The organism is Streptomyces sp. NPDC028305 (assembly GCF_055569495.1).
In genome coordinates this window covers 1,198,862-1,216,480 of the sequence record NZ_JBVHTN010000002.1, presented here as the reverse complement: position 1 = coordinate 1,216,480, position 17,619 = coordinate 1,198,862, and the positions used below count along the sequence as shown (strand labels likewise).

Here is a 17,619-nt window from a genome sequence, read left to right as displayed (position 1 = left end):
CGCTTCGTGCGGCATTGGTGTTTTGTAAATGTTCGGCTGAGTACGCGGCTTGTGATGGCGGGGGGGGGGGGCCCCCGGGGGCCGGGGAGCCCGGGGGGGGCGGCCGCGACGTGCCCCCGGCCGCCGGCGCGCGGGCGCCCACTTCCGGGTGGCGGAATCACCGCTCGTACGCGTCCACCAGACCCTGGATGTCGATCTTCTTCATGCCGAGCATCGCCTTGGTGACCTGCGCGGACTTGACCGGGTCGGGGTCGCTCATCAGCTCGGTCAGCTTCCTGGGCACGATCTGCCACGACAGCCCGTACTTGTCCTTGAGCCAGCCGCAGGGCCCGTCCTCCCCGCCCTCGCCGAGCCGCGCCCACAGCTCGTCCACCTCTTCCTGCGTCGCGCAGTCCACGGAGAGCGAGATGGCCTCGGTGAAGGTGAAGTGGGGACCGCCGTTGAGCGCGATGAACCTCTGCCCGGCGAGTTCGAAGGTGACGGTCATGACCGTGCCCGCCTCACCCGGCCCCGCCTCGCCGTAGCGCTGGATGTCCACGATCCGGGAGTCGTCGAAGATGGACGTGTAGTGGTTGGCCGCCTCCTCGGCCTGGTTGTCGAACCACAGGAACGTGGTGATCTTCTGCATGATGTGCTCTCCTTGCCGGCTCGGCTCCGGTGCCTGTGAGGAGTAGGACCGGCCGGGCCGCGAGAACTCATCGGTCAGGGCTCAACAGATGGGGAATCGATGGGAATCACCGGTAGGTCCGCAGGCCACGCCGGTAGGCGATCTCACCGAGGACCACGTCGAGGGCCCAGAAGGCGGCGAGTGGCAGACCGAGCAGCGGGACGAAGTAGCCGAGCACGGCGACGGCGGCGGCCAGTGGCACCAGGACGTACGGCGGCACCTGCTGCCAGCCGCCCCGCGGGACGGGGCGGCCGAACGCGGAGGCGCTGCCGCGCTGCCACCACATGCGGTAGCCCCACAGGATCAGGAAGATCAGCGCGAGCGCGAGGGCGGCCAGCGCGATCTGGTTGACCAGACCGAAGAGGCTGCCGGTGTGCGCGTCGATGCCCCAGCGGGAGAGCTTGGCCAGCAGCGGGTAGTCCGCGAACCGCACCACGTCGGTGACCTCGCCGGTGGCGGGGTCGATGGCGACGGAGTCCTGTTTCTCCGGCCAGCTGCGCTGGATCTGCTGGACCACATAGGCGGTCTTCGCGTCGGCGGGCGGCACGATCTCCACCGGGTTGCCCAGCCCCTCGGCCCGGGCCGCCTTCAGCACCGCGTCCAGCCCTACGTCCCGGGCGGACGACGGGTCTTCGGCGCCGTCCTGAGAGCCGTCCATGTCCATGCCCGGCATGGCGCCGTGGCCGGAGTGCTCGCCGTCGGCCCGCTCGGCGCCGTCGAGCGCGGCCGAGACGGAGGGGGTGGTCTGGCGGAGGGCGGTGCGCAGGTCCTCGATGTTCGCGCCCGCGTAGGTGGACCAGGTCAGGCCGGTGGCCGACAGGAAGAACAGGCCGACCGCCGCCCAGACGCCCACCGCGCCGTGGAAGGACATGGTCCGCCTGCGGCCGGTGGCGGTGCGGTCGGGCAGGGCGATCGCGCGCAGCCTGCGCTTGGCTCGTCGGCGGGCCAGCCAGAGCACCAGCCCGCCGCCGGTGATCACCCACAGCCAGCTGGCGGCGAACTCGCTGTAGAGACGGCCGGTCTGGCCGAGGTGCAGATCCCGGTGGAGCTCGTCGATCCAGGTGCGCAGCGGCAGCGCGCCGCTGGAGCCGTACTGCTCCAGTGCGCCGCGGACCTTCCCGGTGTAGGGGTCGACGAAGACGGCGAGCGTGTGGTCCGGGTCGACCCCCTTGACCCCGGAGAGCAGCACCCGGGTCGTGGCGCCCGCCTCGGGCGAGGGCCGCACCGCGCTGACGGTGCCCTCGGGGTGGGCCGTGCGGGCGGCGTCGATCTGCTGGGAGACGGGGAGTTCGCGCTCGCCGACGGGGACGCTCAGCTCATGGTCGTACACGATCTTCTCGACCTGGAAGGAGGCTGCGTACAGCAGTCCGGTCGCCGCCGCGACCAGCAGGAACGGCGCGACGAGCACGCCCGCGTAGAAGTGGAGTCGCAGCACCAGCGGGCGCAGCGCGGACCACCAGGCCCGCCCGGGCCGCCCCGGGTCGGGCGGGGCGGCCGCGGGGGGCGGCCCCGCGGCCGTGGGCGGATTCTCGGGGCCGTCCTCCGTGGTGGCGGCGCTCGGTCGGTCGGGCATGGACGGCTCCCGGTTCGGTGGCGGACACGGTGCGGCGGTGGCCGCATCGCATCAGTCGTCGGATCCGGGGGGCGTCGAGTTCCGGGCCGAATGCATGATCCATGTCACACGCGGCCGGAAGGGTGTGACGGTCGGGCCGTCAGGCACGGGCGCCGCGCAGCGCGTCGGCGAGCGGGCCCCGCCCGGTCATCTCGATGGCTCCGCTGGCGATGCCGTCGGCGACGGTCAGCGTGCCCTGGGCGAGGGCGACGCAGGTGTCGGCGTCCACGACGAGCCGGGCGTCCGCGCGCTCGGCCGGTCCGTCCGCGTACGACGGCTCGGGCGCGCCGAGCACCAGATGGAAGCCGCCCTCCTCGAGCGCCACGTCGACGACCCCTTCGTGTTCCGTGGCGAGGTGCCCCAGCCGGTGGAGCAGCGGAACGGCGAACCAGTGGGCCCGGATGGCGTCGGTGGGCTGCCGCTCGGCCAGCGCGGGCGCGCCCCAGGTGGCGAGGGCGGTGAGGACGGGCAGCAGCGCGCGGCCGTGGGGGGTGAGTTCGTAGACGGCGACCGACGCCGGCGGCGGCAGCTTGCGGCGGGCGAGTACGCCGTCGCGCTCCATGTCCTTCAGCCGTGAGGCGAGCATGTCCGTGCTGACCCCTGGCAGGTCGGTGTGGAGATCGGTGTATCTGCGGGGACCCGCCAGCAACTCCCGCGCGATCAGCAGCGTCCACCGGTCACCGACGGCATCGAGGGCCCGCGCGATCGCGCAGTACTGGTCATAGCTTCGGCGTGGCATGCGCCCCAGTCTAGCCATTTAGTTGGACTTTCCAAGTGGCACCTTGGTAGAACAAAGCAAGCCATCGTCGAGTGATGAGGCGGAGCGAACCGGGAGGGCGCGAGATGGAGTTCCGGCAGTCGAGCAAGCTCAGCGAGGTCTGCTACGAGATCCGGGGTCCGGTGATCGAGCAGGCCAACGCGCTGGAGGAGGCCGGACACAGCGTGCTGCGCCTCAACACCGGCAATCCGGCGCTGTTCGGGTTCGAGGCCCCGGAGGAGATCCTCCAGGACATGATCCGGATGCTGCCGCAGGCCCACGGCTACAGCGACTCGCGCGGCATCATCCCCGCCCGTCGGGCGGTGGTCCAGCACTACCAGCAGCGCGGCCTGGACGACATCGGCGTGGACGACGTCTTCCTCGGCAACGGCGTCTCCGAGCTGGTGTCCATGTCCGTCCAGGCCCTGGTCGAGGACGGCGACGAAATCCTCATCCCGGCGCCGGACTTCCCGCTGTGGACGGCCGTCACCACCCTGGCGGGCGGCAAGCCCGTGCACTATGTGTGCGACGAGTCCGCCGACTGGTACCCCGACCTCGACGACATGGCATCGAAGATCACCGACCGCACCAAGGCGGTGGTCATCATCAGCCCGAACAACCCCACCGGGGCGGTCTATCCGCGCGAGATCCTCGAGGGCATCCTCGACCTGGCCCGCCGCCACCATCTGATGGTGTTCTCCGATGAGATCTACGACAAGATCCTCTACGACGGGGCGGTCCACCACAGCCCCGCCGTGCTCGCCCCGGACCTGGTGTGTCTGACCTTCAGCGGCCTGTCCAAGGCGTACCGGGTGGCCGGGTTCCGGTCCGGCTGGGTGGTCGTGTCCGGCCCCAGGCAGCACGCCAGGAACTACCTGGAGGGGCTGACCATGCTGGCCTCGATGCGCCTGTGCCCCAACACCCCGGCGCAGTTCGCGATCCAGGCGGCCCTCGGCGGCCGGCAGTCCATCGAGAGCCTGGTGCTGCCCGGCGGCCGGCTGCACGAACAGCGCGACCGCGCGTGGGAGAAGCTCAACGAGATCCCCGGGGTCTCCTGCGTCAAACCCCAGGGCGCGCTGTACGCGTTCCCCCGCATCGACCCCGACGTCCACCGGATCCACGACGACGAGCGGTTCGTCCTGGACCTGCTGCTGCGCGAGAAGATCCAGGTGGTGCAGGGCACCGGCTTCAACTGGCCGCGCCCCGACCACTTCCGCATCCTCACCCTCCCGCATGTCGACGACCTCGAGTCGGCCATCAGCAGGATCGGGCGGTTCCTCGGCGGTTACCGGCAGTCGTGACCCCGGGCGCCCGACCGCGCCTTCGCGGGGTCCTGTCCCATGGACGGGCAACCGCTTGTAAGGTGCATGCTTATGGGCGGGGTGATCGCGGGTTTCGGTGTCATCGCCGGCATCGTCGTCACCGGTTATGTCCTGGGGCGCCGCGGATCGCTGGGCGAGCACGGGCGCGATGTCCTCACCGCGCTCGCCTTCCAGGTGGCCAGCCCGGCCCTGCTGTTCTCCACGCTCGCGCGGGCCGACCTCTCCGTCCTGGTGTCGGTCCCGATGCTCGTCACGGCCTTGAGCACCTTCGTCGTGGCGGGGACGTTCATCGCCGTCGGCGCTGTACGCCGCTGGAGCGTCGGCCGGACGACGATCGGCGCGCTGTGCGCCAGCTATGTCAACGCCGGAAATCTCGGCATCCCCGTCGCGATGTACGTGCTCGGGGACGCCTCCCTGATCGCGCCGGTCCTGCTCTTCCAGCAACTCGTCGTGTCCCCGATCGCCCTGACGGTGATCGACCTCAGCCGCAGCGAGCGCCGGCCGTCGCTGGTCAGACGGCTCACCACGCCGGTACGCAACCCCATCGTCGTCGGCTCGCTGTGCGGCGTGGCAGTGGCCGCCTCTGGCTGGCGGATTCCCGGGCCGGTCATGGAACCGGTCTCGCTGCTGGGCGGGATGGCGGTGCCCGGGGTGCTGCTGGCCTTCGGCCTCTCGCTGCCGGGCAGCGCGCTGCCCGGGCGCGGCGAGGACCGCGGGGCGGTGCTGCTGTCGGTGGCGCTCAAGTCCTTCGCGCAGCCGGTGGTGGCATGGGCCATCGCGGCCGGGGTGTTCGGGCTGAGCGGTGCCGCGCTCTTCGCCGCAGTCGTCACCTCCGCGCTCCCGGCGGCGCAGAACCTCTTCACCTACGCGGTGCGCTACCAGACCGCGACGCGGCTGGCGCGCGAGTCGATCCTGCTGTCGACGTTCCTCGCGGCTCCGGTGCTGCTCACGGTGGCGGCGCTGCTGGGCTGAGGGCACCGTCCGCCACCGTCGGCCGCCGGAGTCCTGGCACGACGCGCCGGACGTGAGTGTCGGCACCGCGCACACCGGGTGGCCCGGCTACCGTCGGTGTCGCTCGGACCCCCGCCAGGAAACGAGGAACAGCCATGGCACCCTCTGTGTCAACCGCCTCCATCGGAGTCACAGGGCTCGCGGTGATGGGCCGCAATCTGGCCCGCAACTTCGCCCGGAACGGCTACACCGTCGCGGTGCACAACCGGACGCCCGCCCGCACCCGCTCCCTGATCGAGGAGTTCGGGCACGAGGGCTCCTTCGTGCCGGCCGAGAAGCCCGCGGACTTCGTGGCGGCGCTGGAGCGCCCCCGGCGGCTGATGATCATGGTGAAGGCGGGCGGGCCGACCGACGCGGTGATCGACGAGTTCGTGCCGCTGCTTGACCCCGGGGACATCGTCATCGACGGCGGCAACGCCCACTTCGAGGACACCCGCCGCCGCGAGGCCGCCCTGCGCGAGCAGGGCATCCACTTCGTCGGGACGGGCGTATCCGGCGGCGAGGAGGGCGCGCTGCACGGGCCCTCCATCATGCCGGGCGGGTCGGTGGAGGCGTATGCCGCGCTCGGGCCGATGCTGGAGAAGATCAGCGCGCATGTCGACGGCGAGCCCTGTTGCACCCATATCGGCTCGGACGGCGCCGGACACTTCGTCAAGATGGTGCACAACGGCATCGAGTACGCCGACATGCAGCTGATCGCCGAGGCGTACGACCTGCTGCGGCGGGCGGCGGGGCGCACCCCCGCGCAGATCGCGGACATCTTCCGCCGCTGGAACACCGGTGTGCTGGACTCCTACCTGATCGAGATCACCGCCGAGGTCCTGGCCCACACCGACGGGGAGACCGGCAAGCCGTTCGTGGACATCGTGGCCGACGCCGCCGAGCAGAAGGGCACCGGCCGCTGGACCGTACAGACGGCGCTGGACGTGGCCGCGCCGGTCCCCGGCATCGCCGAGGCCGTCTTCGCGCGCTCGCTGTCCGGCCACACCGAGCTGCGCGCCGCCGCCCGGCAGCTGACCGGCCCCCAGGTGCCCGCCGCGGCCGGGCAGGATGCCGACCGCCTCGTCGACCAGGTCGAGCAGGCGCTGTACGCCTCGAAGATCGTCTCGTACGCACAGGGCTGGAACATGATCCAGGCCGCGGCGGAGCAGTTCGGCTGGGACATCGACCTGGGCGCGGTGGCCAAGATCTGGCGCGGTGGCTGCATCATCCGGGCCGGCTTCCTGGGCGAGATCCGCAGCGCGTACGTGGCCGACCCCGCGCTGCCCACGCTCCTCGCCGACGAGCGGTTCTCCCGTCAGCTCGGCGAGGCACAGGACGCCTGGCGGGCCGTGGTGACCACCGCCGTCCAGGGCTCCATCCCCACGCCCGGGTTCTCCGCCTCGCTCGCCTACTACGACGCGCTGCGCGCCGACCGGCTGCCCGCCGCCCTCATCCAGGCGCAGCGGGACTTCTTCGGCGCCCACACCTACCAGCGCGTCGACCGGGAGGGCACCTTCCACACCGAGTGGTCCGGCGACCGGAGCGAGACCCTGATGTGAGGCCGTACCGCGGCCCGATGTGATCGGCGGCGCCCAGGCGGGGAATCAGGAAACGGAAACCGGCTTCTGACCGTGCGAGAACCGCGACGGCTGGAGGGAACACAGGTGACCGTATCCATACCGGAACCGCCCCGGGCGCCCCGGGAGGCCGACCGACCGCCGCGCCGCGCCCTGGTGGCGGGGTCGGTGGGCAACTTCATCGAGTGGTACGAGTTCGGGATCTACGGCTGTTTCGCGACGGTCATCGCCGCGAACTTCTTCACCCCGGAGGGCGGAAGCGACCTCGAAGGCCTGGTCAAGACCTATGCGTCGTTCGCGCTCGCCTTCTTCTTCCGGCCGATCGGCGCCGCCGTGTTCGGCCGCCTCGGCGACCGGATCGGCCGCCGCCCCACCCTGATCTGTGTGGTGCTGCTGATGACCGCGGCCACCACACTGATCGGGCTCCTCCCCACCTACGACACGGTGGGCGTGGCCGCGCCGTGGCTGCTCACCTTTCTGAGGGTGCTCCAGGGGCTGTCGGCGGGTGGTGAGTTCGGCGGGGCCGTCTCCATCATGACGGAGTTCGCCCCCGCCGGGCGGCGCGGGCTGTACGGGGCGTGGCAGTCCTTCACCGTGGCGCTGGGCCTGCTCGGCGGGGCCGGCGTGGCCGCACTGCTGGCCACGGTGTTGAGCGAGCAGGCGCTGAACGACTGGGGCTGGCGGCTGCCGTTCCTGCTGACGCTGCCGATGGGCCTGGGCGCCCTATGGCTGCGGCTGCGGCTCGAGGAGACCCCCGCCTTCCGGGGCGCCGAGGACCGTACTGGCGGCGGCGTGGCGCCCGAGCCGCCGCCGCGCGCGGGCGAGGTGGCGTGGGCCATCGTCCTGGGCGCCGGGCGCATCATGGGCTGGGCCGCGGCCGGTTACACCTTTCTCGTCGTCATGCCGTCGTATCTCCAGAGCACGCTGGGCGCCAGTTTCCGGGAGGCGCTGATCGCGACCGTGGTGGCCAACCTCGGCTTCGCCGCCTCCATCATCCCGGCCGGGCTGCTCAGTGACCGGATCGGCAGACGGCCGGTGATGCTGTCGGGGGCGGCGCTGGTCGCGGTCGCCGCGATCCCGCTGCTGGATCTGTTGCAGGACACGGACCGTTCGAACCTGGTCAAGGGGGTGGCGGTGTTCGCCGCCGGGGCCGCGGTCGGGCTGATGGCCGGCCCCGGCCCGGCCATGCTGGCGGAGATGTTCCCGACCCGGGTCCGCTACACCGGGCTCGGCCTGGCGTACTCGCTGTCGAACGCCGTCTTCTCCGGCTGCGCAGGGCTCATCATCACCGAGACCATCAAGCGGACCGGCGAGGTGGACATCCCCGGCTACTACACCACGGTGACCTGCGCCGTCAGCCTGGTGGCGCTGCTCACCCTGCGCGGGGACGACCACCGCGGCCCGCTGCGCGAGGGGCACATGGCGCGAACACCGCGTCCGGACGAACCGCAGGAGGCCGGCCGATGAGGGTGATCGGGCTGATGTCGGGCACCTCGTACGACGCCATCGACGCCGCGGCCGCCGATCTGGAACTCGCCGGGGACCGGCTGGTGCTGACCCCACTCGGCCTGGTCAGCGCCCCGTACGAGGAGGGGCTGCGCGCGGCGCTGAGCGCCGCGCTGCCGCCCGCCCCGACGACCCTGCGGGCCGTGTGCGAGCTGGACACCCGCATCGGCCAGGCGTTCGCAGCCCTCGCCGTCCGGGCCGACCGGGAGCTGTGCGACGGCCGCGCCGAGCTCATCGGCTCGCACGGGCAGACCGTCTACCACTGGGTCGGGGAGGGCCGGGCGTACGGGACGCTGCAACTGGGGCAGCCCGCCTGGATCGCCGAGGCCACCGGCCGCCCGGTCGTCTCCGATCTGCGCACCCGCGACATCGCGGCGGGCGGGCAGGGGGCGCCCCTGGTGAGCGTGGTCGACACCCTGTGGCTGCGCGGGCGGCCCGGCGTGTGCGTGGCGCTCAACCTCGGCGGGATCGCCAATGTCACCGTGGTGCCGGACGGTGGCGGGGAGCCCCTCGCGTACGACACCGGACCGGGCAACGCGCTCATCGACGCGGCGGTGCGCCATCTGACGGACGGCCGGCTCGACCGGGACGAGGACGGCGCGATGGCCGCGCGCGGCACCGTGCACGGCCCGCTGCTGGACCGGCTGCTGGCCGAGCCGTACTACGCGCTGCCGGCCCCCAAGACGACCGGCAAGGAACTCTTCCACCTGCCGTATCTGCGGGCCGCGCTCGCGGGGCTCGGGCCGCTGCCCGCCGACGACGTGGTCGCCACCGTCACCGAGCTCACCGCCGTCACCGTGGCCGACGCGGTGCGCTCCGCCGGGGCGGGCGAGGTGGTCGCCTCGGGTGGCGGCACCCGCAACCCCGCTCTGCTCGCCGCCCTGCGCCGGGCCCTGGGGACCGTCCCGCTGCGCACCTCCGACGAGCTGGGCCTCCCCTCGGCCGCCAAGGAGGCGTACGCCTTCGCCGTCCTCGGCTTTCTGAGCGCCCATGGGCTGGCCGGCACGGTGCCGGCCTGCACCGGGGCCCGTCACCCCAGCGTGCTCGGGTCGATCACCCCAGGGCGCGGCGGGCTGCGTCTGCCGCCGGAAACCGCCGCGGCCCGGGCCGCGCCCGTCCGGCTGGAGATCCGGGGCTGACCGGCCCCGCCGCGCGGCTCACTTCCGGCCGTCGGCGTCCTCGTCGCCCGAGGCGTCGTGCTGGTGGTCCGCCCAGACATAGGCGTCGGGCAGCAGTTCGGCGACGGGGACGGTGCGCGGCCGGTCGACGGTGCCGACGATGACCTCGAGCGCGGGGAAGTAGTCGAACAGGAACTGCCGGCAGCGGCCGCACGGCGGTACCACCCCGCGCTCGCGGTCCCCCACCGCGACCATCCTGACCAGCTCATAGGCGCCCTGGGCCGCCGCGGCGCCGACGACCACCAGCTCCGCGCACGGGCCCCCGGTGAAGTGGTAGGCGTTCACCGCGGTGATGACCCGGCCGTCGGCGGCGCGCGCGGCGGCCGCCATGGTGTGGTCGTCGCCCCGGCAGTAGGTCCGCGCCACATGGGCCGCGGCCTGGATGAGCTCCTCGTCGACGGTGGGGGGCTGCGTGGTCATCATCTCCGCTCTCGCCGGGGGACTGTCGGTGCCTGCCCGTAAGCTGCGGATTATGGCAGCGATCGAGTATGTGCGCGGCGATGCCACCGCGCCGCAGGGGAAAGGGAAGAAGATCATCGCCCATGTCTGCAATGACCTGGGCGGTTGGGGGAAGGGCTTTGTGCTGGCCGTATCCCGGCGCTGGCCGGAGCCGGAGGCGGCCTACCGGCGCTGGCACCGGGAGCGGGCGGGCAATGACTTCGGGCTGGGCGCGGTCCAGTTCGTCCAGGTGAGCCGGTATGTGTGGGTGGCCAATATGGTCGGCCAGCGCGGGACGCGCACCGGCAGCAAGGGGGTGCCGGTGCGATACAAGGCGATCGCCGCGGCGCTGGTTCCGCTCGCGGCGAAGGCCGCCGAGCTGAGGGCCTCGGTGCATATGCCGCGCATCGGCTGCGGGCTGGCCGGCGGGCGCTGGGAGCGGATCGAGCCGCTGATAGCCGAGCGGGTGGTGGCGCGGGGAATCCCGGTCACCGTCTATGACCACGGCGGATGAGCTCCGAGTTGAGCCCTTGCCCCATTCGGGGCATATTTGACATAAGGCTGCGTTGCCGAATCCGGCTCGCCCGCCTGCGTTGTCCGCGTGGTCTGCGTTGCGTGTGTTGTCCCAGCTGTCCCAGCGGTCCGAGCAATCCGAGTGCTCGGGGTCCTTCGGACTCCTCTCAAGGCCTCTGAGTCTCCCGTTACGCATCCGACCAGACGAGGGCGCCATGTCTGCCTACCATCGCACCGCTCCCCCGAACGACGCGTCCTCACCGCGCTCCTCGCCCCATGTGCTGGTCGCACACGACGTGGGACTGCTGGTGATACGCCTGGGGGTGGGGCTGATCGTCGCCGCGCGGGGCGCGCAGCATCTGCTCGGTTGGTGGGGCGGCCTGGGGATCGACAACACGGCCCGCTTCTTCGAGAAGTTCGGCTATCCCGCGCCCAAGTTCCTGGCGGTGGTGTGCGGTATCGCGGAGACGTTCGGCGGTCTGGGGCTGGCCGTGGGCCTGCTCACGCCGCTCGCGGGCGCCGCGGTGGCGGGCACGATGGCCAACGCGGTCGATGTCATATGGCCGTTGGGGTACTTCAGCGGCATTGAGTTTCCCCTGCTGATCGGCGTGGGCGCGGCGGGGCTCGCGTTGAGCGGGCCGGGCCGGATCGCCGTCGACGCCCTGATCCCCGGGCTGCGGTCCCATCGCGTGGTCTACGGGGTGGTGATGCTGCTGATTGCGGCCGTCCTCGCGGCCATCACGATCGGGATCCGCGACTGACGCCCGTAGACGCAGCCCCGAGGCGACCCCCGGCCGGCGCGCACCGCCCGCTCGCCGGGGCGAGGGGGCGGTGCGCGCGCCGTTCAGCCGGTCGCCGACCGGCCTGTGCGGTTCACTCGGCGGCCGGCGGGCGCCGGAAGGAGCTGCGGCCGCGGGACAGCGCATAGCCGCCCACCCCCGCGAGCGCCCCCAGGGCGCCGCCCACCACGGTCCACACCCAGCGGTCCGACCACCAGCCCGAGCCCCAGCCGCCGTCCGGCTCGGCGGCCGACGCGGTGTTCGACGACTCGTCATCGCCGTCCGACGAGTCGGCCGACTCGGAGGCGTCCGGCGCCTGGGTCGCCCCGGCGCGCAGGGCCGGGGTCAGCGGCTCCAGCTCGCCGCCCTCCGCGTGCGCGCCCCCGGTGTCCCGGGTGGACGCCGTGACGGTGGCGGTGAAGGCCAGCCCGAGGTCCTGTTCCGGCAGGTTCACCACGGTCAGCCGGACGTAATAGGAACCCGGCAGCGGCTCGTTGGCCCAGGCCTCGGACCAGGGGCGCACCCGGCGCACCCGGCAGCTGAGGTCGACGGAGGCGTCGTCCTGCCCGGCGGTCACGGTCTGGCTGCCCGAGGTGCAGGCCTGGCGGCGGCGCAGCCCGTCGTAGACGTCGAGCTGCCAGGTGGTCCTGCCGTGCCGGGCCTGCGCCTCGGGGAGCTTGACGGTCGCCTTGACGGTGGGTACCTGCCCGGCCGCCGCGGGGAACACCCAGTAGAGGTAGTCGCCGGCCGACGCCGACGCGGTGGCGGTCTGTCCCTGCTCGATGGCCGTGGCGGTCCGGAAGCCGGTGCCCGCCTCGGTGGGCCCGTCGCTGTCGCCCGCGCCCGCGCTCGGGGACGCGTCGGCCGCCGCCGTGGGCGCGGTGGCGAGCAGGGCGGCGCAGAGCGCGAACGCGGCGCCCGCGGTACGTAGGGCACGCATCAGTTGGTCCTCCAGACGGTGACGCGCCAGCGGGCCAGCCAGCCCCACACCAGCCCCACCAGCAGCCCGGTCACGGTGAGCACGGTCAGCAGCACCCAGCCGCGGCCGAGACCGAAGGCGGCCACGTCACCGGGCGGGTCGCCGGCGTCGACGATGTTCACGGCCAGCTCGACGGGCAGCCCGGGGGTGCGCTTGACGGACGCGGGCGCGGAGAACGACTGGCTCACCTCGAGGCAGATGGTGCGCGGCGTCGAGTCCTCGACCTCGCGGCCCTCGGCCACCGGGTAGCGCAGCCCGGTCGAGATGACGTCCGTGCGGCCGCTGCCGGCCTCGCTGCCGCGCACCAGCTCGCGGCCGCGCTCGTTCACCGCGCGCACCAGCACGCCGTAGTCGGGGTCGACGGCGCGGTCGGCGGCCACGCTCGCCGAGGCCCGCAGCTCCTGGCCGGGGGCGACCTTCACCCGGTACCAGCGGTGCTCGCCGAAGCCTTCCCGGTCGCTGTAGAGGCCCGCGCCGAGGACGGGGGCCTTGGCGCAGGCCTCGGCGCCGTCCACGGCGGTCGGGGTCTGGACCGGGGCTTCCGCCGCGCGCCGCACCAGCTGCTTGATGCGGGTGGAGAGCTGGTCGGTGTGCTGGACCGCGGTGTAGGTGCCACCGGTGGCCTCGGCGATACAGCTGAGCTGGTCCCGGACCTTGCTGTCCAGGGTCAGCCCGAGCGTGTCGACGACCAGATGGGTTCCCTCGGCGGCCAGTTCCCGGGCCACGTCGCACGGGTCGGGCAGACCGCAGGAGTCCTCGCCGTCCGTGATGAGCACGATCCGACGGGTCGCGTCACCGCCCGCCAGGTCCTTGGACGCGCCGCGCAGGGCGAGGCCGATGGGTGTCCAGCCGGTGGGGCGCAGCGTGGCGACGGCCGCCTTGGCCTCGGTGCGGTCCACCCGGCCGACGGGGTAGAGCTGTTTGCTGTCCAGGCAGCCGGTCTCGCGGTCCTTGCCGGGGTAGTTGGCGCCGAGGGTGCGTATGCCGAGCCGCACGTCGTCGGGGACGGCGTCGAGCACCTCATTGAACGCCTGCTTGGCGGCGGCCATGCGGGACATGCCGTCGACGTCGCGGGCGCGCATCGAGCCGCTGACGTCCAGGACGAGTTCGACTTTGGGGGACTCGCGGGCCGGTTCGTCGTCGGCGACGGCCGCGGTCGGGAACACCAGACCGCACACCACGGCCGCGAGCAGCCCGAAGGCGCCTGTCGCCAGGCGTTTCTTTATGATCACCGCGGCATCTTATGGAGCATCATATGACCACTCCAAAGTGGCTCCCCAACGGGCCCCGCACGCGGGTGCTGCGGCTCGGCCCGCCGCCCCGGGGGCGGTGGCGGAGGCGGGGCCGGACAGTCGTTGGTCACTCCGTACGAATGTGTGGCGAGCCGGGGCCACCGCGCTGTACGGTGCGTCCAGCCCACCGGCCGGAGGATCCAGTTCGTGCTCAGCCCCTCACTCGCCCAGGAGATCGCCGGGGACACCTCCGCGGTCATCGGTTTGAACGTCCTCATCACCGACAGCGAGGGCGTCGTCATCGGCAGCGGCGACAGCAGCCGCATCGGCACCTTCCACGAGGCGTCCGTGGAGGTGATGCGCACTCAGGAGACCGCCACGCACACCGCCACCCAGGCGCAGGAGCTCAAGGGGGTGCGCGCCGGCGTGACCCTGCCGCTGGTCATGGACGGACACGCGGTGGGCACGGTCGGCATCACCGGTACCCCCGCCCAGGTGCGGCGCTTCGGTCTTGTGGTCAAGCGGCAGACGGAGATCCTGCTGCGCGAGTCGGCCGTCCTGCGCTCACGGGTGCTCAGGGAGCGGGTGCTTGAGGAGCTGCTCGCCGATGTCGCCACGTACGACGCCGAGTCGGTCGAGCCTGACTTCGTCGTCTTCCGAGCCGCCGAGGTGGGCTTCGATCTGCGGCTGCGCCGGATCGCGGTGACCGTCGAGGTGGCCGCGCCCGGTGGTACGAACGGCGCCCGCCACCGGGCCGGGCCGCCGGTCGCCGACACCGCGCTGGTCCGCGCGGAGCTGCTGCGCACCGTGCGGGAGGTGTTCTCCGACCCGCAGGACGTGGTCGCGGCGGCGGCCCCCGGGTGGATCGGGGTGCTGCACCGGCTGCCGGAACAGGCCTCGACGAGCCGGGTGATGACGGCCTGTCAGCGGCTGGCGGATCTCGTGGGTGTCCAGCACGGCCTGGCGGCGCGGGTGGGCATCGGGGAGCCCGCCACCTCGGTCGGCGCGCTGCACGACTCGTACCAGGACGCGTGTGACGCGCTGCGCCTGGGGGCCCTCGTCATGCCCGAGCTGCCGGTGCACCTCGTGTCCGACCTGCGCGCCCATCAGCTGCTTGCGGCCGCCGGCCGGAACACCCGCACCCGGCTGCTGACGCTCACCGCGGCGGACCTGCGCGAGCAACCGGACTGGCCGGTGCTCCGGGACACCGTGGTGGCCTGGTGCGAGAACGGCTTCAACTTAGTCCGCGCCTCCTCGGCGCTGCACATCCACCGCAACACCCTCGTCTACCGCATGAACAAGATCGAGCAGATCAGCGGCCGCCCGCTGCGCGACCACCGCACCACGCTCGCCCTGTATCTGGCCTGTCTGGCCGATCAGCTCGACACTCAGCCTTGACCCGGCCCTCTCCCGCCCGCGCCACGCGGCCGTTCGCACACCGAGGCCGCGACGGCCCCCAGCCAGACCGCGGCGACCAGCCCGGTCGGCAGCGCGGGCGCGGCCGACGGCGCCACGGTGAGCAGTACCCCTCCCCCGACCGCCCCCACCACCAGGGCGCCCAGCAGCCCCGCGCTCACCCGGCGCACCCTGCCGGTGGCGGCGAGGTCGGCCAGCAGATTGGTCAGGATGCCGGTGAAGTAGGTGGTGGAAAGACCCGGTGGCGCGACGGCGCGCACCAGCGCGCTCTGTCCCCCCATGGCCACCGCGGCCAGGGCCAGCAGCCCCTGCCGCCGCCCTCCGCCGGGGTGGCCGCCGGCCGACGCCCACAGCGCCCACAGCGCGCCGAGCGCGATCAGTTCCACGCCGAGCGCGCGGCGGGCGAGCCGTGTCTTTTCCGGCCCGCGGACGATCCGGCCGCTCATCAGCGCGCCCAGGACATAGCCGGTGACCGCGAGGGCGGCATGGCCGGCGAGCGCCGGGTCGCGGGCCCCGGCCGACATGCCGAGCAGCGAGAGGTTGGCCGTCATCACGCTGGTGAAGACACCGCCGAGGGCGAGAAAGGAGACCGCGTCCATCGACCCGGTGACCATGGTCAGCGCCACGGCGGCCGCCAGGCCACCGCCGCCCGGACGGGCTAAGCCGCCCGTGGCGTCTCCCGGGCCCGCCGGACCGCCGTCCCGCGGTGGCAGGGGGTCGGTCATCCGGTGTCCCCCTTGGGGCGGTCCTCGTCGACGATCTCCGCCTCGACGACATCGTCATCGGCGCCGTGGCCCGGGCCCGCGCCGTCGCCACCCGTGCCGTCGGCCGTACCGCCGGCCGGCCCGGAGCCCTCACCCCGGTCCCCGGCCTGGGCGTACATGGCCGTGCCGATCTTCTGCGCGGCCGTGGCGGCCTGGTCGGTGGCCGCGCGGATCCGGCCGGTGTCCTCGCCCTTCAGCGCCTCCTTCAGCTCGGAGAGCGCCGATTCGGTCTCCTCCCGCGCGTCCCGCGGCACCTTGTCCGCCTGGTCGCGCAGCAGTTTCTCGGTGTTGTAGAGGAGGGACTCGGCCGAGTTGCGGGTCTCGGCCGCCTCGCGCTTGCGGCGGTCCTCGTCCGCGTAGCGCTCGGCGTCGCGCATCATGCGGTCGATGTCGTCCTTCGGCAGCGCGGAACCGCCGGTGACGGTCATCCGCTGTTCCCTGCCGGTGCCGAGGTCCTTCGCGGACACATGCATGATTCCGTTGGCGTCGATGTCGAAGGCGACCTCGATCTGCGGCACGCCACGCGGGGCCGGCGGCAGGCCCGTCAGCTCGAACATGCCGAGCTTCTTGTTGTACGCCGCGATCTCGCGCTCGCCCTGGAACACCTGGATCTGCACGGACGGCTGGTTGTCCTCGGCCGTGGTGAAGATCTCCGAACGCTTGGTCGGAATGGTCGTGTTGCGCTCGATCAGCCTGGTCATGATGCCGCCCTTGGTCTCGATGCCGAGGGACAGCGGGGTGACGTCCAGCAGCAGGACGTCCTTGACCTCGCCCCTGAGGACACCGGCCTGGAGCGAGGCGCCGACCGCGACCACCTCGTCCGGGTTGACGCCCCGGTGCGGATCCTTGCCGGTCAGCTCCTTGACCAGCCCGGTCACGGCGGGCATCCGGGTCGAGCCGCCGACCAGGATCACATGGTCGATGTCGGACACCTTGATCCCGGCGTCCTCGACCGCCTGGTGGAACGGCCCCTTGCAGCGCTCCAGGAGGTCCTCGGTCAGCTGCTCGAACTGCGCCCGGGTGAGCTTCTCGTCCAGGTGCAGCGGCCCCTCGTCGGAGGCCGTGATGTAGGGCAGGTTGATGGTGGTCTCGGACGCCGCGGACAGCTCGATCTTCGCCTTCTCCGCGGTCTCGCGCAGCCGCTGGAGCGCCATCTTGTCCTGCGCCAGATCCACCCCGTAGCCGTTTTTGAACCGGGTGACGAGGTGGTCGACGATCCGCTGGTCCCAGTCGTCGCCGCCGAGGTGGGTGTCGCCGTTGGTGGCCTTGACCTCGACGACCCCCTCGCCGATCTCCAGCAGCGAGACGTCGAAGGTGCCGCCGCCGAGGTCGAACACCAGGATGGTCTGGTCGTTCTCCTTGTCCAGGCCGTAGGCCAGGGCGGCGGCGGTGGGCTCGTTGATGATCCGCAGCACCTTCAGACCGGCGATCTCGCCCGCCTCCTTGGTGGCGGTCCGCTGGCTGTCGTTGAAGTACGCCGGGACGGTGACCACCGCGTCCGTCACATCCTCGCCGAGGTAGCCCTCCGCGTCGCGCTTGAGCTTCTGGAGCACGCGGGCGGAGATCTCCTGCGCGGTGTAGCGCTTGCCGTCCACCTCGCCGGTGGCCGGGAACCGCCATCGCTCCTCCCCCATGTGGCGTTTGACGGACCGCGCGGTGCGTTCCACGTTGGTCACGGCCTGACGCTTGGCCACCTCGCCCACCAGCACCTCGCCGTTCTTGGCGAAGGCCACCACCGAGGGGGTCGTCCGGGTGCCCTCGGTGTTGGTGATGACCGTTGGCTCGCCGCCCTCCAGGACACACACCACGGAGTTCGTCGTCCCCAGGTCGATACCGACTGCGCGGGTCATCTCAGCACTCCTCTCCTGCGAGATGGGAGCCCTTCA

At 72.4% G+C, this 17,619-nt stretch carries 16 protein-coding genes; 8 read left to right on the top strand and 8 right to left on the bottom strand.

The features are described from left to right. Positions 1 to 157: 157 nt before the first annotated feature. The 3 genes from ACZ4WQ_RS11390 to ACZ4WQ_RS11380 form a co-directional block, all read right to left on the bottom strand. Entirely contained in the window at positions 158 to 628 is a 471-nt protein-coding gene (locus ACZ4WQ_RS11390) for a VOC family protein (RefSeq protein ID WP_361184772.1), read from the bottom strand. A 106-nt stretch (positions 629 to 734) separates the two neighbouring features. Then, positions 735 to 2,240, bottom strand: a complete 1,506-nt coding sequence (locus tag ACZ4WQ_RS11385; RefSeq protein ID WP_398376935.1) for a PepSY-associated TM helix domain-containing protein — start codon at positions 2,238 to 2,240, stop codon at positions 735 to 737. Between the two features lie 139 nt (positions 2,241 to 2,379). Continuing rightward, entirely contained in the window at positions 2,380 to 3,036 is a 657-nt protein-coding gene (locus ACZ4WQ_RS11380; protein WP_398376933.1) for a winged helix-turn-helix transcriptional regulator, read from the bottom strand. An 86-nt stretch (positions 3,037 to 3,122) separates the two neighbouring features. Here ACZ4WQ_RS11380 and ACZ4WQ_RS11375 point away from each other — a divergent pair, with 86 nt between their 5' ends. The 5 genes from ACZ4WQ_RS11375 to ACZ4WQ_RS11355 all read left to right on the top strand — a co-directional run bounded on the left by ACZ4WQ_RS11375 (position 3,123) and on the right by ACZ4WQ_RS11355 (position 9,573). Then, positions 3,123 to 4,337: a pyridoxal phosphate-dependent aminotransferase gene (locus ACZ4WQ_RS11375; protein WP_358845696.1), complete on the top strand. Its 1,215-nt coding sequence runs from the start codon at positions 3,123 to 3,125 to the stop codon at positions 4,335 to 4,337. A 72-nt stretch (positions 4,338 to 4,409) separates the two neighbouring features. After that, positions 4,410 to 5,330, top strand: a complete 921-nt coding sequence (locus ACZ4WQ_RS11370) for an AEC family transporter (protein ID WP_398376932.1) — start codon at positions 4,410 to 4,412, stop codon at positions 5,328 to 5,330. 134 nt (positions 5,331 to 5,464) lie between these two features. Further along, the gene (gene gndA, locus ACZ4WQ_RS11365; RefSeq protein ID WP_398376931.1) at positions 5,465 to 6,910 is read left to right on the top strand and encodes an NADP-dependent phosphogluconate dehydrogenase; all 1,446 of its coding nucleotides are present in this window, start codon (positions 5,465 to 5,467) and stop codon (positions 6,908 to 6,910) included. Positions 6,911 to 7,015: 105 nt separating this feature from the next. Beyond that, positions 7,016 to 8,395 carry an MFS transporter gene (locus tag ACZ4WQ_RS11360; protein WP_398376930.1) on the top strand — a complete coding sequence of 460 codons (1,380 nt, stop codon included), beginning with the start codon at positions 7,016 to 7,018 and terminating at the stop codon, positions 8,393 to 8,395. Further along, positions 8,392 to 9,573, top strand: a complete 1,182-nt coding sequence (locus ACZ4WQ_RS11355) for an anhydro-N-acetylmuramic acid kinase (protein ID WP_398376929.1) — start codon at positions 8,392 to 8,394, stop codon at positions 9,571 to 9,573. The genes ACZ4WQ_RS11360 and ACZ4WQ_RS11355 overlap by 4 nt, the downstream gene beginning before the upstream one ends. 18 nt (positions 9,574 to 9,591) lie before the next feature. Here the strand turns inward: ACZ4WQ_RS11355 and ACZ4WQ_RS11350 are convergent, their stop codons facing one another. Further along, complete coding sequence (locus ACZ4WQ_RS11350; protein WP_311728136.1) at positions 9,592 to 10,032, bottom strand: cytidine deaminase; 441 nt, start codon at positions 10,030 to 10,032, stop codon at positions 9,592 to 9,594. Positions 10,033 to 10,084: 52 nt separating this feature from the next. Here ACZ4WQ_RS11350 and ACZ4WQ_RS11345 point away from each other — a divergent pair, with 52 nt between their 5' ends. Next, complete coding sequence (locus ACZ4WQ_RS11345) at positions 10,085 to 10,564, top strand: macro domain-containing protein (RefSeq protein WP_398376927.1); 480 nt, start codon at positions 10,085 to 10,087, stop codon at positions 10,562 to 10,564. Between the two features lie 214 nt (positions 10,565 to 10,778). Next, complete coding sequence (locus tag ACZ4WQ_RS11340; RefSeq protein WP_311728138.1) at positions 10,779 to 11,324, top strand: DoxX family protein; 546 nt, start codon at positions 10,779 to 10,781, stop codon at positions 11,322 to 11,324. A gap of 112 nt (positions 11,325 to 11,436) precedes the next feature. Here the strand turns inward: ACZ4WQ_RS11340 and ACZ4WQ_RS11335 are convergent, their stop codons facing one another. After that, positions 11,437 to 12,282 (bottom strand): hypothetical protein, encoded by an 846-nt coding sequence (locus ACZ4WQ_RS11335; protein WP_398376925.1) that lies wholly within the window; start codon positions 12,280 to 12,282, stop codon positions 11,437 to 11,439. Continuing rightward, positions 12,282 to 13,553 carry a VWA domain-containing protein gene (locus ACZ4WQ_RS11330; protein WP_398376924.1) on the bottom strand — a complete coding sequence of 424 codons (1,272 nt, stop codon included), beginning with the start codon at positions 13,551 to 13,553 and terminating at the stop codon, positions 12,282 to 12,284. Before ACZ4WQ_RS11330 ends, ACZ4WQ_RS11335 begins: the two co-directional genes overlap by 1 nt. Before the next feature lie 207 nt (positions 13,554 to 13,760). Here ACZ4WQ_RS11330 and ACZ4WQ_RS11325 point away from each other — a divergent pair, with 207 nt between their 5' ends. Next, positions 13,761 to 14,951 carry a CdaR family transcriptional regulator gene (locus tag ACZ4WQ_RS11325; RefSeq protein ID WP_311722952.1) on the top strand — a complete coding sequence of 397 codons (1,191 nt, stop codon included), beginning with the start codon at positions 13,761 to 13,763 and terminating at the stop codon, positions 14,949 to 14,951. Here ACZ4WQ_RS11325 and ACZ4WQ_RS11320 read toward each other — a convergent pair. Together ACZ4WQ_RS11320 and dnaK are read right to left on the bottom strand one after the other, a co-directional pair. Beyond that, positions 14,942 to 15,694: a YoaK family protein gene (locus tag ACZ4WQ_RS11320; protein WP_398376922.1), complete on the bottom strand. Its 753-nt coding sequence runs from the start codon at positions 15,692 to 15,694 to the stop codon at positions 14,942 to 14,944. The genes ACZ4WQ_RS11325 and ACZ4WQ_RS11320 overlap by 10 nt on opposite strands. Next, positions 15,691 to 17,583 carry a molecular chaperone DnaK gene (dnaK, locus tag ACZ4WQ_RS11315; protein ID WP_385351477.1) on the bottom strand — a complete coding sequence of 631 codons (1,893 nt, stop codon included), beginning with the start codon at positions 17,581 to 17,583 and terminating at the stop codon, positions 15,691 to 15,693. Before dnaK ends, ACZ4WQ_RS11320 begins: the two co-directional genes overlap by 4 nt. Positions 17,584 to 17,619 lie beyond the last annotated feature (36 nt).